This is a genomic window from Arthrobacter sp. NtRootA1, assembly GCF_019976975.1.
GTDB classification, from domain to species: domain Bacteria; phylum Actinomycetota; class Actinomycetes; order Actinomycetales; family Micrococcaceae; genus Arthrobacter; species Arthrobacter aromaticivorans.
In genome coordinates, this window is sequence record NZ_AP024630.1 from 4948974 (window position 1) to 4963747 (window position 14774).

A 14774-nucleotide genomic window follows, 5' to 3' on the forward strand; every position below is an offset into this window, starting at 1 on the left:
CCGAACGTCTATGGGGCTGTGCCCGCTTCGCGATGCCCACCACGCCGCAGCCCCATAGACGCTTTTTCACATCCCACTGAACTGGTTCAGAGAAGAAGATACGGCTGCTGATCTTCTCGGTAGAGCGGTATAGCCGTCGACGTCGGCACCCAAGGCTGGGTGCCGACGTCGAACGTTTCTTATGTGAGAGAAGATCGCCCACAGGATGTGAGAGAAGATCGCCCGAGAAGCCGCAGGATGTGAGAGAAGAACTAGGCTTCGGCTTTGCGGTCCTCTATGAGCTTCTGGATCGCCGGGAACAGCGGGTGCGACGGCGGAAGTTCGGTAATGCGCTCGACGGCGGCAGCAGCGTCCAGCTCAGAGAGCATGTTTGCGAGTTCCACGGCTTCGTCGTCAGATCCGTCATCGAAACGAAGGGCGGCCGACATCGCCTCCAACAGTGCTACCGGCGTGACACCACGCTCGGCGAGCTCAGCCGCGGGGCCCACAAACCGCTCGTGCCGGCCAAGCTTCCGCAGCGGTGCCCGGCCGACGCGAACCACGGTATCGGGCAGGTACGGGTTGGTGAAGCGGGACAGGATCTTCTGCACGTACGCTTCCTGCTCGGCCTCCACGAATCCGTGCTTGGCCACCAAGAGTTCCTTGGTCTCCTCCAGCACCGCCCGAACCTTCGCCGCCACGGACGGATCAGCCATGGCCTCGGAGATCTTCTCCAGGCCCGCCGCATAGCCGAAATACGCAGCAGATGCATGCCCGGTGTTCACGGTGAACAGCTTCCGCTCGATGTACGGGCCAAGATCATCCACAAAGGTAGCACCAGGAATGTCGGGGACGTGGTCACCAAACGGTGTGCGGTCGATGACCCATTCGTAGAACGTCTCCACAGTGACATCCAGGCCCTGGCCCGGCTCCTGATTCGGGACAATTCGGTCCACGGCGGTGTTGGCAAAGACAGCGACTGAATCCAAATCAGCCGCGGAATCGTCCCAAGCCGCCCGGACTTCCACTTGAAGGAGGTGCGTCGCGTTGATGGCGTTCTCGCAGGCCATTATCTGCAGGGGCGGGAGTGAGGGCTCCCGCGCAGCGAGCCCTCGAGCGATCACGGGTGCCACGAACTTCAGGATGTGTGGGCCCACCGCGGTGGTGACCAGGTCCGCCGTCGAGATTTCCTCAACAACGGCGGCTTCCTGCGTGCTCGAGTTCAGTGCACGGAACCGGTCAACGGTTTTAACCGCCGGGTTCTCCCCCACCTCATGGACGTCGTAGCTGCTCGCGGAAGCGAGCTGGCTGATCAGGGCGTCCGCAACATCCGCGAACACCACCTCATAGCCGGCCTCGTGGAGCAGCAACCCCACAAAGCCGCGTCCGATGTTGCCTGCCCCAAAATGGACTGCCTTCACTATGCGTTGACCTTTCCGAACAGCTCCAGCACTTCCTCAACCGTGGTTGCTTCCTCCAACTGGGCTACCTGGGCTTTGTTGGTGAAGATTTTGGCGATCGAGGACAGGATGTGGAGGTGCTCATTGTTGAGGCCAGCGACGCCGACCACGAACTTCACTTGTTTGCCACCCCAGTCGATGCCCTCGGGGTACCGAATGATGGAAACTGCCGAGTGCATGATGTGTTCTTTGGCATCGTTGGTGCCGTGCGGGATTGCCAGAAAGCTGCCCATGTACGTGGATACGGATTCCTCGCGTTCGTGCATGGCGTGCACGTAGCTGACATCCACGGCACCGCGGTCAAGCAGGAGCTGCCCCGCTTCGTCGATCGCGGTATCGCGGTCGCGTGCCGTTCCATTCAGCACAACGCTTTCGGGGAGCAGGACTGCTTTACCCCCGACGACGGCGGCTGGCTCAGCTGCGTGCGCACCGTGCGTCGCGGCTGCTTCAGCTTCGACCGCTCCGTCGGCGTGGGCTGCCGCAGGGCCTTCCGTGTTGCTCGTCTTGACCAAGTCCACGATTTCGTCGTACTTGGGGCTGTTCATGAAGTTGTCCACGGAATAGTGCACCGCGCTGGAAGTTCGCGGCTGGGCACGTTCCGTAAGGTCCTGATGGGTGACCACAACATCGTAGGTGTCACTCAGGTTGGCGATAGCCGAGTTGGTGACCTTGACGTCCGGGAAGCCGGCTGCCTTGATCTTGTTGCGCAGCACCGAGGCGCCCATGGCACTGGAGCCCATCCCGGCGTCGCAAGCGAACACGATGTTCTGCACCGGCCGGGTCAGCACGGCAACGTCGCTGCGGCCACCACGGTCACCCACCAGGGCCGAGGAGACAGAGCTCTTCTTGCCCTTCATGGCTTCCATGCGGGATGTGGCTTCGGAAAGATCGTCCTCGCCCTTGTTCTTGGAGGTGCGCAGGATCACTGAAGCTATCAGGAAGGAAACGGTAGTCGCCAGGAGTACAGCCAGAATCACGCCGACGTAGCTGTCACGCGACGTCTGGGCGATAACTGCAAGGATGGAACCTGGCGCTGCCGGAGCCACTAGGCCGGAGTTGGTGATGGCCAGTGTTGCGATACCCGTCATGCCGCCACCGATGGCAGCGAGGATCAGGATCGGCTTCATGAGCACGTACGGGAAGTAGATCTCGTGGATGCCGCCGAAGAAGTGGATGATCGCTGCGCCCGGTGCCGAAGCTTTTGCTGCGCCGCGGCCGAAGAACATGTAGGCCAGCAGGATACCCATGCCCGGGCCGGGGTTGGCCTCAAGGAGGAACAGGATGGACTTGCCGTGGTCCAGGGACTGCTGGATTCCCAGGGGAGTCAGCACGCCGTGGTTGATGGCGTTGTTGAGGAAGAGGACCTTTGCCGGCTCAATGAAGATGCTGGTCAGCGGGAGCAGGCCATTGTTGACCAGGAACTGGACAACCTGTCCAGCGCCATCGGTGAAAATCTTGACGAGCCACGAAAGTCCGTAGAAGCCACCCAAGGCCAAGGCTGCGCCCCAGATGCCTGCGGAGAAGTTGTTCACCAGCATCTCGAAGCCGGGACGGATCTTGCCATCCCAAAGGCGGTCGAGTTGCTTGATGGTCCAGCCACCCAGCGGACCCATGATCATGGCGCCGATGAACATCGGGGAACTTGTACCGGCGATGACACCCATGGTGGCAATAGCACCCACCACGCCGCCGCGGACGTCGTAGACCATCCGGCCGCCGGTATAGGCAATCAGCAGTGGCAGCAGGTACTTGACCATGGGGCCAACGAGGCCGGGGTTGGTTACTCCCTCAGCGTTGGTCCCGAAACCGCCAAGTTCCGCGACTGGAATCCACCCTTCTTTGATGAACAGGGCCGTGATGAGGCCCCAGGCGATGAAGGCGCCAATGTTGGGCATGATCATGCCGGAGAGGAATGTTCCGAACTTTTGGACGCCAACGCGCAGGCTGGTGCGGGGCTTCGCAACGGTCTCTGTTGCCATGTGAATTCCTAACGTGTGTCCCGCAGCGGCGCGGGGTCAGTCGATATAGATCGAGAGAGAACAGCCTTAGGAGCTGCTGGAAATGCGGTGAAGCCACTCAAGGAAGAGCTTCAATTCAGAGCTGGAAAGTTGGTCTGAATGCGAGGCCTGCAGTGCCGCATTCAGGGCGATTGCCGCAACAACCACGGAGGACTTACCGGAGTCCTCCGCTGCGGCGCCACGGGCGGTATCCGTGGAGACGGCGAAAATCATGGAATCCCGGGTCATCGTTGAGAGCTCGAGGTTCCTTTCTTCCACCGGTTCGGCGATGAGCATGAGCGTTACACCCACGTTGGCCGCGAGGATGCTTCGTGCCGCTTCGCGGGGCGGCACATTGATCTGACCGGCGATGGCGGCCTTGTTCAGCATTTCTTCCAGAAGCGCTTCAGCATCGGCCACGATGGCTGGGCGGCTTTCCGGCCTGATATTGCCGAACATCACCAAATACAGGTGGGGCTGGCTCAGCCCGAACTGGACGTGGTTGTCCCACATCCGTCGGACATCTTCCAAAGGCTCCCCGGACGGTGCAAAGTCCCGCTCCCCTGCCACGTACTCTTCAAAGCCAGCGGAAACGACGGCGTCGAACAGTCCTTCTTTGTCTCCAAAGTGGTGGTAGAGCGTTGGGGCCGTAACCCCGGCCAAGGCTGTGATCTGGCGTGTAGAGACCGCTGACCCCTCCGAACTTGCCAGCAATTCAGCAGCTGCACGGAGCAACCGAATTTTTGGCGGAAGCTGGTCATCGAAACTCATAACCGCTACCCTAGCACCTATAGCGTTGCTATATGAAGTGGCTCACAACAGAATTTTGTAGGCTAATTTCACAGGCTCGTGGTGCCGTCGCCGGTGGGTCTGAACCAACACCAAGGAACAGAGGATTCAGTGCAGAATTTCCAAGGAGTAGGGGTAAGCCCTGGCCGCATCATTGGCACCGTCCGCCAGATGCCCAAACCGGTGAGTGAACCGCCGTCGGGTGAACGGTTGGCCGCAGACGTGAGTCCGGAGGACGCCGTCGCGGGCTTGAAAACCGCAGCCCAAGCTGTCCATGACGAGCTCAAGGGCCGGGCCGATTCTGCCTCCGGCGATGGCAAGGCCGTCCTGGAAGCCACGGCGCTCATGGCGAAGGACACCATGCTCCTGAAATCCGCGGCCAAGCTCATCAACGCAGGTTCATCCGCGGAACGCGCCATCTGGGAAGCCGGCGCCTCCGTTTCCGAAATGCTGCACAACCTGGGCGGCTACATGGCCGAACGCGCAACGGACGTGCTGGACGTGCGCGCCCGCATTGTGGCTGAGCTGCGGGGCGTCCCCGCCCCCGGCATCCCGGCTTCGGAGACTCCTTTCATTTTGATGGCCGAGGACCTCGCTCCCGCGGACACCGCCACTCTTGACGCCGAGAAGGTGCTTGCCCTGGTGACCTCGGGCGGCGGGCCGCAATCGCACACGGCGATCATCGCGCGCTCGCTCGGCCTGCCAGCGGTGGTTGCCGCCCACGGCGTTGACCTGATTCCTGACGGCTCCGAAGTCTTCGTGGACGGAGCTGCAGGGTTTGTGGCAGTTTCCCCCTCGGACGAGCAGCGCGCTGCAGCGACCGCCTGGGCGGAAACCTCGGCAACGCTGGCCGCCTTCGACGGAAACGGCACGACGGCGGACGGCCACTTGGTCCCGCTCCTCGCCAACGTGGGTGGGGCCAAGGATGCCGTGGCAGCAGCCGGCCTCGGCGCCCAGGGGGTTGGCCTGTTCCGCACCGAGTTCTGCTTCCTCGAGCGCGATACCGAGCCCTCCGTCGACGAACAAGCCGCAGCGTACAAGGCTGTGTTTGACGCGTTCCCCGGCAAGAAAGTAGTGCTGCGAACCCTCGACGCCGGCGCAGACAAGCCCCTCCCCTTCCTCACCGACGCCACCGAGCCCAACCCCGCCCTTGGTGTTCGCGGCTACCGGACAGACTTCACCACGCCCGGCGTTTTGGAACGTCAGCTGGAAGCCATTGCCCGGGCAGCTTCTCAATCCGAGGCCGACGTCTGGGTCATGGCCCCGATGATCTCCACGGCCGCCGAAGCCGGACGGTTCGCCTCATTGTGCGCTGCTGCCGGCATCCAAACCCCTGGTGTCATGGTGGAAGTCCCCTCGGCTGCCTTGACTGCCGCCTCCGTGCTCCGCGAAGTTGGCTTCGCTTCACTGGGCACCAACGACCTCACCCAGTACGCCATGGCCGCCGACCGCCAACTCGGGCCCCTCGCGGAGCTGAACACTCCATGGCAGCCCGCCGTCCTGAGGCTGGTGCAGCTCACAGTGGAGGGTGCAGAGCAGGAAGCATCCGGCCGGGAAGGCGGCAGCAAACCCGTGGGAGTCTGTGGCGAGGCAGCCGCGGACCCTGCCCTCGCCGTCGTACTTACCGGACTCGGCGTCAGCACACTGTCCATGACCGCGCGCTCATTGGCCGCCGTCGGGACTGTGCTGAAGACCGTCACACTGGAGCAGGCGCAGGAACTCGCCCGGCTGGCCCTCACCGCGCCCAGCGCTACCGAGGCGCGCGAGTGGGTCCGGGCCAAGCTCCCCGTGCTCGAAGAACTCGGCCTCTAAACCCTGCCAATTTCCATCAAAGGAGAAACCCATGCCTGAACGCACAGCCACCATCGCCAGCCGCTCCGGCCTGCACGCCCGGCCCGCCGCACTGTTCGCCGAAGCCGCAGGTGAGCAGCCGGTGGAGGTCACCATTGCCATGCAAGGCGAACCCGCCGATGAAGCCCTCGACGCCGCCAGCATCCTCTCGCTCATGACGCTCGGTGCCGCCAAGGGCGACGTCGTGGTGCTGCGGGCGGAGGGCGACGGGGCCGACGCTGCCTTGGACGCACTGGTGGCGTTGCTGGAGACGGATTTGGACGCGGTGTAGCTTTGGCCTGTGGGCTTGGCTGCCCGATTCGATGGTCCGCTGCGCACTAGACGGTAGGAGTCGTCTGGCCTGCAGGGAGTCATCGAATCGGGCTCACCAGCTTGAATGCCGGGCCTAAGGGAGCGCTGTCACCACCACATCCTGATACGCGGCCCGTCCATCAAACACGTTGACGCCAACCTTGCCTGAAGCCAACGCGGAGTCCGTCACGTCGATTACCTGCGCGCCGTCCACGGAGACCGTGATCCTGTTGCCGACAGCAAACGTGTCCAGGCCATAGCTCACTCCATGGCCCAAGGCTGCGGGCGTGCTCGCAATGACGGTGAATACGCCGTCGACCAGCTTGAACACACGTACCTCGCGCAGGTTGGGGTCCAGGTTCACGTAATAGGCGCTAGATCCGTCGGCGGAGGATCTCAGCAACACCGAGCCTGCACCGCCGTACCCTTTCTCCGGAGCCAGGTCCCGGTTGAGGAGCTCGCCGTTGAACGGTTCGCCGCCGAACCGCACTGTTGCCTGCACTCTCACGTTGGCGAACGCGGCTGCGCTCATGGCCGTCGAATCCTTGTCGAACGTACCTGCCAAGCCCGCGCCTGTGCTCTCCCATTTTCCGCCGGGGACCACTGAATAGGCGCCGAGGTTATGCCGGGCCGTCCCACCTGCACTAGGCAAAATGCTCGACGGCGGGGCGGCAGTCAGGCGGGCCGTGTCGCTGAGTTGGTGTACTTTGACGGACACCAGCCGCGCATTCCCTCCGGTGGCTGTGAAGGACAAGCCTGCGGAGGAAGGGTCAGGGAAGATCAGCGACGTGATGGCCGCGGTGCCATCCCCACCGAAGACTTCCACGGAGGACGCGTCCACCAGGATTCGAAGTTTCACGCGGCGCTCGGATCCCACCACGGTGGAGCTCCAGGGGGCCGAGGAATTGTCGGCCGTCGAACCCGCGAAGTACCGGGTGAAGTCCTCCCGCCCGGCAGTGCCGCGGTCCACGGTGAGTGCGGCAGCACCGGCGTCGTACTTCACCGTTGCCTCCTGGGCGCCCGAGTCGCCATTGCCCTTCCTTAGCCCGAACGCGAAGGAGGTTGCCCCTCTGGAAGAAGGAATCCCTACCTCCGCCTCGAGTTCGAAAGATCTCCCAGCCGCACCGGCGAGCGCATTGGCTGACGTTGGCGTGATGGTCACATCAGAGGCCTGCCAGGTGGACGTCCGCAGGGACTCTTCCTCCACAACGGGAGTCTGCGTCAGTCGGAGCCCGGCGCCGGGAACGTCAGCGAGTTTGAGCTCGCGGGGGATGGACAATTGGCCATTCCAGCGGCCTGTGGGCGGGCTGAACGCGTAGTCCCAGTTGCTCATCCAACCGATCATGATGCGCCTGCCGTCGGGCGCGCCGAAAAAGCTCATGGCTGCGTAGTAGTCCCGGCCGTGATCGGCTTGAAGGACCTGCGAAGCGGCGGTGTCCGGGGTAAACGCTGCGCCGTTCCATGTACCCGTCACATATTGGGCTGCGGAACCGTTCGTGGCCCGGACCGCCCCAGTACTCCACCACAGGACCCACCGCTTCACGCCCGGCTGTCCCTCCACAGGCATCTCGAAGAAGTCCGGGCATTCCCAGACGCCACCACGTACCCAGTCGCCGTAGCCGAAGCTGCTGGAGAAGGTCCAGTGGAAGAGATCTGTGGAGGAGTAGAAGCGGATGTGGTCGCCGGCGGCCACCACCATGACCCATTTACTGGAAGCCGCGTCCCACGTGACCTTGGGGTCGCGGAAGTCCCACCCGCCGTCGGGGCCTCCCGGGTTCTCTACTACAGGATCGGCCTGGATTGTTTGCCAGGTTCGCCCCTTGTCCTTGCTGTAGGCGGCGCGGATGGACTGGTTTCCGTTCCAGGCATCGTGGTTGAAGCTGGTGTAGTAGGCGATAAGCCCGGACCCGCCGTCGAAGAGGCCACTGGAGTCGGAGGCGTCCACCACCGCCGAACCGGACCAAGACTCCCCCGCTGCCATGTGCGGGAGGGCGATGGGCAGTTGCTTCCAGTGCATCAGGTCTGCACTGACGGCGTGTGCCCAGCGCCCGCGGTCCTGATGGAAGAGGTGGTACTCACCGTCGAAATAGACCAGTCCGTTGGGATCAGAACTGGTACCCGAGTTCTGGCTGTAGTGGTAGCCGGGCTGGTAGAGGCCGTTCATGTACTGATCCACATCGTCTGCACGGACGTTCTGGAACCGGGCCGTTCCGGTGGTCAGCAGGGCGAAACCTTGCCCGGATAAGGTCGGAACCGCCCCATTTAGCACAGGCGTGCCATTAATCAATACGGACGCTTCGCTGCCTTGGACAGTGAGCTGGACGCGGTTGAGTTGGCCGGCTTTGAAGCTGGTTGGGGGTAACGATCCGGAGTGCAGCAACGCCGAGGTGGCCCGGTTGCACAGCGTCGCCGTGCCCGCCCCGGGGTCGATCCTCAGTTCCAGGCCGCCGGTGCCGTCGGTAGCGCTGCGGACCACGACTGAGGCGGTGGCCGGCGAGGTGACGGTCAGGTCCAAGGAGGCAACGACGTCGGAAGCCACCGCCGGGATGAACCGCGCCGCGGTGGCACCCGCCGCGTCCGCTCGGAGCCCCTTGGCATCGGGCTCCCAGGAGCCGGCGGCCGGACGCCAACCCTGCAACGAAGTCTCAAGTCCTCGAAGGATCATGCTCTGGAACACAGCGGTGCCGTTGAAGGAACCCAGCCCGACGTGACCCGACGCCTGGGCGGAATCCGTGGCGGTGATAGCGGGTGTGGCGCCGTTCGGGTCCAGGAAGTCGGTCTGCCAGTAGACGGCCAACTGGTTGCCCAGTGCCGTGACCCGCAGGCGATAGACCTGGTTGAGGGTTATGGCAGTGGTGAAGGTCCCCAGTGTGGCATTGTCCGAGACCCGGTAAAGGCGCAAACGTCCGGCGTTCGGGTCCACCTCCGCGGCGTAACCCGCTGTGCCCGCGGCGTTGGTGCGGAACAACAATGTGCCCACGCCGTATTGCGAGCCGACCTGAATGTCGGCAGAGAAGTCGACGTCAGTGGGTGACTGTCCTGTCGCGATGGCCCGGATGTTGCTGTTCGACGGCGCATCACCGCGGAAACCGGTGGCCGAGGCCTGCCAGCCGTTGGCGGTGACAGCCCATCCGCTCAGGTTGGTATCTATGGTCCGTACACCGGGAGTTCCGAAAGCCACGCTCCCGTTGAACGCGTGCAGGCCCACCCTCCCCGACTCGTAACGGTAGTCCGTGGCGTCAATCCTCTTGATGCCATCCACGGCGACGTAAATGCGAGGTCCATCCACATGGACATCCACGGTGTAGGCCTGCCCCGAATTCAGCGGGAGGGACACGGGGCTTACAACATCGTCTCCGGTGGCGAGGTCGAACAACCTCACGCGGTCCAGGTTGGGGTCGATCGTCACGGCGTAACCGGCACCGGCGTCGGGAGTTGCCCGGAAGAGGAGCGCCCCCACACCGTAGGGACTCCCGGCGTCGACCGTCACCGAGGCGGTATATCGGGCGGTTCCTGCAACCACTTGCTCGCTGGTGGCCGCCGCATTCTGGCCGGAAGGCGCGACGGCGGTGTACCCGCCGTGCGCTGTCCGGGTCCACGAACCGCTGACTCCGACGACATCCGGAATGGGGCTCGTGGTGCTGTTGAGGGTGACAGGCGCGGGGTCGAGGGCCACCGCCGGAGCAGTGACCCCCGTCCCCGCCAAGCCAACACCAAGGACCGCGGCCGTGAGGCCGGCAACTATTCTCTTATGCATTCAGATCGCCTTTGATCTCAGGGGTGAGAGAGCGTTCGCCAAAACCTCCCCTGATGTGAGAGAAGATCGGCGAAAAGCGCTCGGGATGTGAGAGAAGGATGGTTTGGGCGGGTGGTGCTAGGGGAAGAGGGGACGCGGGCCTCCCCAGGAGTCGGCCATGGTCCAGGCATCAAAGCTCGCCAAGGTGACGGTGCCCTCTTCCACTGTCAGGGTCACGCGCTCGCCGCCGAGAGTCGGATATACCCGGGCAGTGAGTGGCTTGCCATTCGCGAAAATCTCGACGGCGGACCGGTCCACCAGGACGCGGAGGCGTACACGTCCGTCAGGCATCGGGACGGGGCCGGACTGGTCCTCCACATCCACGCCAGGATCAAGGCTGCTCCGGGTGCGGTCGAGCCGGAGGATGCCGTTGTCGCCCTCAAGGGAGCAGCTGAGTTCGATGACCGTCTCCTCAGCACCGTCTCCTGATCCGAGGACGCCCAGTTGCAGCACAGAACCCGGTGCCAGCTGAACGTCCAACTCAAGGTCCAGCTGGTTCCCGGACACACCGGTCTCCACAGGCGTACCGCCCCCGACAAGCCTCTTGCCCGGTACGCTCACGTGGTTCCGCCGGAGCTTCTCAACCTCAGGAACCGGCGCAAAGTCCAGGGTTCCGTCATCGGCCAAGGTGGTGACCCGTGGCAGGCTCATGACGCCAGACCATCCTGCCTCCACCATGGCGGCATCACTGCGGCCTTCCTGCATCCAACCGAACATGATGCGCCGGCCTGATTCATCCTGAAACGACTGCGGGGCGTAAAAGAAGCGTCCGCCGTAGTCGAGCCGGTGCAGCGCAGCGGGCTCGAACGTGTCCCCGGAGTAGCGTCCGGTCCAATACAACGGGTGGCGGGTATCGCCGTCGTCCCAGGCAGAGAAAACCAGCACATCAGGATCCTCGTCCGGCTGAACAGAACCGAGCGAGGCAGCACCCAAAGCACCCTCCCCCGCCCTGAACAGGTCCACGCATTCCCACATGGTCCCGGTCCAGTCGGTATCTGCAGGGTCGCCCTGCGAAGCGTCGCCGATGAAGAGGGGGCCGATGTACGTCCAGGTCCGTAGGTCCGCGGACTCGTACAGGAACGCCGTCCCACCGCGCCCCCGAATTCCCGAGCCAACCAACTGCCGCCACACCGTGCCCTCCCGCCACACGCAGTGGTCCCGGTATGCGGTGATGTCGACGCCCGCCGGAGGGGCCGCGATCACGGGGTTTTCGGGCACTTTGGTCCAGGTCATGAGGTCAGCAGATCCTGTGGCAACGCAGGGCAGCTCACGCTCGTCGAGTCGTCCCGAGTACACCAAGGTGGGCGTGCCGCCGTCGTTCACCAACACACCGGACCAGCACCCGTCCGCGTCCGGACCCGCCGACGGCTCCAGGGCAATTGGCTGGTCCGTCCAGGTGATGAGGTCGGTGCTCGTGGCGTGGCCCCACTGGATACGGTGGTGGAACGCGCCCTCCGGGTTGTACTGGTAGAAGAGGTGGTAGACGCCGTTCCACTGGCTGACGCCATTGGGATCGTTGAGCCAGCCAGCCGGGGAAACAAAGTGGAATCGCGGCCGGAGAGGATCGGCTTCAGCGCGGGCAACCAGCTCGTCACGCGGAACGGTGGCGAGCGGGTGGGTCAGTTCAGTCATGCGGAAGCCTTCTTGTCTGTATGTTCAGTCGCCACGGGTTCAGTAGCCACGGGTTCAGTAGCCAGCGCGTGTCCGCCCGCTCCAGCCCGCGGCCGGTACAGATGGCAGCGCACCCAGTGGCGGTTTGCAGCATCGCCCACCTGATGGCGTACAGGCTCGGAGGCGGAGCAGGCTTGATTGGGATCGCCGTCGAAAGCGCAGCCCGTGGAAGCCATGACAGCCTGCCGCAGTTCAGCGCGACGGACAGGATCGTAGGAACCTGCGCGCGCCGGGTCCGGAACGGCTGACACCAACAGTTGTGTGTAGGGGTGGGCCGGGTTGGCCAGCAGGTCCAGGGACTCCCCTTCTTCCACGAGTTCGCCGGCAAACATCACCGCAGTCCGGTCGGCCAGGTAGCGTGCCGAGGCGAGGTCGTGGGTGATGTAGAGCATGGAAATGCCTTGCTCATCGCGGAGTTTCCGCATGAGATTCAGCACGCCGATCCGCACTGACACGTCCAGCATGGACGTCGGTTCGTCGGCAAGGATGACCTGCGGCTCCACGGCGAGCGCCCGGGCGATCGCTACGCGTTGGCGCTGACCGCCGGAGAGTTCGTGCGGGTAGGAGTTCAGCATGTCGGCCTGCAGGCCGACGGTTGTCATGAGTTCCTCAAGACGACGCTGGGTTTCGGACTCAGGACCGCCCTTCCCATGGATGGTCAGCGACCTCCGCAGGAAGTGCTCAATCCTGTGCGCCGGATTCAGCGAGCCGAATGGATCCTGGAAGACCATCTGCAGCCGTGACCGGAAGGCACGGGACGCTTGGAATCGGTCGCGCTTGAGGACGTCGACGCCGTCAACCAGGATCGCGCCGGCGCTTGGCTTTTCGAGCCGGGCAACACAGCGGGCCAGGGTGCTCTTGCCGGAACCGGACTCCCCAACGAGCGCCACGATTTCACCGCGGCCAATGGTGAGGTCCACGCAGTGCAGGGCCCGGACGGATTGCCGGGAGAACAGGCCGCCGATGGGGAACGATTTGCCCAGGCCGCGGACTTCGAGAGCTGGGGTCTGGGTGGAAACGTCCGGCCGTGTAGGAGATAGTGCAGAGTGGCTCATCGTGCTGCTCCTTCCAGAACAAGTGCTTCAGCGTCGGCACCAAAGGGGGCCACCAGATGGCCTGGCGCCACCTCGGTGAGATCGGGGATGTTCCGGAACTTCACGCCGTCGGGCAGTCCCGTGAGCGGAACGCGAGGACCGGTGAGCGGCGGGAACGCACCCATGAGCGCCTGTGTATAGGGGTGGCGCGGGTTGGCGTAGACGTCCTGGGCCTTGGCCGTCTCCACGATTCGGCCGCCGTACATGACGGCCATGCGGTGCGAGAGCTCCACCATGAGGGACATGTCGTGGGTAATGAAGAGGACGGAGAACCCGAGTTCGCGCTGGAGTTCCTTGATTTGGGCCATGATTTCCTGCTGCACCACCACATCCAGTGCGGTAGTTGGTTCGTCCAGGATCAGCAGCGACGGCTTGAGGGCAACGGCCATGGCAATCACTGCCCGTTGCCTCATGCCACCTGAGAGCTGGTGGGGGTAGGACTTCAGGCGCGAGGGGTCGATCCTGACGAGCTCCAGCAGATCGGCCGCCCGGCGGAGGGATTCCTTGCGCGAGTAACCGGCGTGCGTGGTGAAGATGTCCACGATCTGTTCGCCGATGGTCAGCACCGGGTTGAGCGAATTCATGGCCGACTGGAACACCATGGCCACGTCCTGCCACCGGAAACGCCGCAGTTCCTCAGGGCTCATGGCCAGGACATCCTTGCCGCCAAAGGAGATGCTGCCCCGGGCGATCTTGGCCGGGTCCTTCAGGAGCCGCATGATCGAGTTGGCAATGGTCGATTTCCCACAACCCGATTCACCAGCCAGCCCGAACACCTCACCGGTGCCGATGCTGAAGGAAACGCGATCGACGGCGGTGGTTGAGCGGGTATCGCCCACGTACTTCACGGTGAGGTCCTTGACGTCCAGGACGGGCTCATGGGAGCCGAAGGAGACTTGGGAGACAGTCACTTGGCGGCCCTCCTTTCTGTGGTTGCAGGGGTCTTGGGTGTCTTGATCTTCCGCAGCCGCGGATTGGTAACCTCGTCCACGGCGTAGTTGATAAGTGCCAGGGCGAAGGCGACCAAGGCGATGCAAACGCCGGAGGGAACAAAGACCCACCAGCTACCTGTCAGCAGGGCGCCTTCATTTCCGGCCCAGAAGAGGTTGTTGCCCCACGAGACGGTGCTGACATCTCCCAGGCCCAGGAACTCGAGACCAGCCTGCGCACCGATGCCGTAAATGACGCAAGCCAGCAGCGTACCCATGACGATCGAGGCCATGTTCGGCAGGATCTCGCGGAACATGATCCGGCCCGCCCGCTCGCCGGACACCACCGCCGCTGCCACGAAGTCCTTTGAACGGATGGACAATGCCTGCGAGCGCAGCACACGTGCCGAACCGGCCCATCCTGTGACCACGAGGACCAGGATCACGGTGCCAAGGCCCGGTGGCAGGAATGCGGCCAGAATGACCAGCAACGGCAGGCCGGGAAGGAGCAGGAAGACGTTGGTCACCAATGAGAGTGCTTCGTCGATGAACTTGCCGAAGTAGGCGGAAGCAAGGCCCACCAGGATGCCGATGAACGTGGACGCGAAGCCTACGGTCAGCCCGACGAACAGTGAACTTCGTGAGCCGTGGACGGTCAGGGCGAGCACGTCCTGTCCCTTGGCGGTGGTGCCCAGCCAGTGCTCGGGGGAGGGTTCCAGCGAGGCCATCCCGGTGATCCGCGACGGGTCGCCAGGGAAGAGCACGGGTGCCAGCAACGCAAGTGCGATGAACACGAGCATCACGGACATGCCCAGCATGGCCTTCTTATTGGTGAGGAGCCCGTGGACGAAGCTGCGGTTGGGCTTGCGGACAGCGGTTGGAGTTGGCTGCTTCAGAAGTGCGGTTGTCATGATCAG

General features: G+C 63.7%; 10 protein-coding genes. 2 read left to right on the plus strand and 8 right to left on the minus strand.

The window, feature by feature from the left end; genetic code table 11:
• Positions 1-251: 251 nt before the first annotated feature.
• The 3 genes from LDN90_RS22580 to LDN90_RS22590 all read right to left on the minus strand — a co-directional run bounded on the left by LDN90_RS22580 (position 252) and on the right by LDN90_RS22590 (position 4207).
• Positions 252-1400, minus strand: coding sequence for a mannitol-1-phosphate 5-dehydrogenase (locus LDN90_RS22580; protein ID WP_223947214.1), 1149 nt, complete (start codon positions 1398-1400; stop codon positions 252-254).
• Positions 1400-3418, minus strand: a complete 2019-nt coding sequence (locus LDN90_RS22585) for a PTS mannitol transporter subunit IICBA (protein WP_223947215.1) — start codon at positions 3416-3418, stop codon at positions 1400-1402. The genes LDN90_RS22580 and LDN90_RS22585 overlap by 1 nt, the downstream gene beginning before the upstream one ends.
• A 66-nt stretch (positions 3419-3484) precedes the next feature.
• Positions 3485-4207 carry a TetR/AcrR family transcriptional regulator gene (locus LDN90_RS22590; RefSeq protein ID WP_216926284.1) on the minus strand — a complete coding sequence of 241 codons (723 nt, stop codon included), beginning with the start codon at positions 4205-4207 and terminating at the stop codon, positions 3485-3487.
• A 129-nt stretch (positions 4208-4336) separates the two neighbouring features.
• On the opposite strand from LDN90_RS22590, the gene ptsP reads away from it, so the two are divergent.
• Complete coding sequence (gene ptsP / locus LDN90_RS22595) at positions 4337-6037, plus strand: phosphoenolpyruvate--protein phosphotransferase (protein WP_216926283.1); 1701 nt, start codon at positions 4337-4339, stop codon at positions 6035-6037.
• A gap of 31 nt (positions 6038-6068) precedes the next feature.
• The gene (locus LDN90_RS22600) at positions 6069-6347 is read left to right on the plus strand and encodes an HPr family phosphocarrier protein (RefSeq protein WP_216926282.1); all 279 of its coding nucleotides are present in this window, start codon (positions 6069-6071) and stop codon (positions 6345-6347) included.
• 114 nt (positions 6348-6461) lie between these two features.
• Here LDN90_RS22600 and LDN90_RS22605 read toward each other — a convergent pair whose 3' ends face one another.
• The 5 genes from LDN90_RS22605 to LDN90_RS22625 form a co-directional block, all read right to left on the minus strand.
• Positions 6462-10124, minus strand: a complete 3663-nt coding sequence (locus tag LDN90_RS22605) for a GH32 C-terminal domain-containing protein (protein ID WP_223947216.1) — start codon at positions 10122-10124, stop codon at positions 6462-6464.
• 117 nt (positions 10125-10241) lie between these two features.
• Positions 10242-11795, minus strand: coding sequence for a glycoside hydrolase family 32 protein (locus tag LDN90_RS22610; RefSeq protein WP_223947217.1), 1554 nt, complete (start codon positions 11793-11795; stop codon positions 10242-10244).
• Positions 11792-12889 (minus strand): ABC transporter ATP-binding protein, encoded by a 1098-nt coding sequence (locus tag LDN90_RS22615; protein WP_223947218.1) that lies wholly within the window; start codon positions 12887-12889, stop codon positions 11792-11794. The genes LDN90_RS22610 and LDN90_RS22615 overlap by 4 nt, the downstream gene beginning before the upstream one ends.
• Complete coding sequence (locus LDN90_RS22620; protein WP_223947219.1) at positions 12886-13839, minus strand: ABC transporter ATP-binding protein; 954 nt, start codon at positions 13837-13839, stop codon at positions 12886-12888. Before LDN90_RS22620 ends, LDN90_RS22615 begins: the two co-directional genes overlap by 4 nt.
• On the minus strand, positions 13836-14768 hold the full coding sequence (locus LDN90_RS22625) for an ABC transporter permease (protein WP_223947220.1): 933 nt from the start codon (positions 14766-14768) through the stop codon (positions 13836-13838). The genes LDN90_RS22620 and LDN90_RS22625 overlap by 4 nt, the downstream gene beginning before the upstream one ends.
• Between the last annotated feature and the right edge of the window lie 6 nt (positions 14769-14774).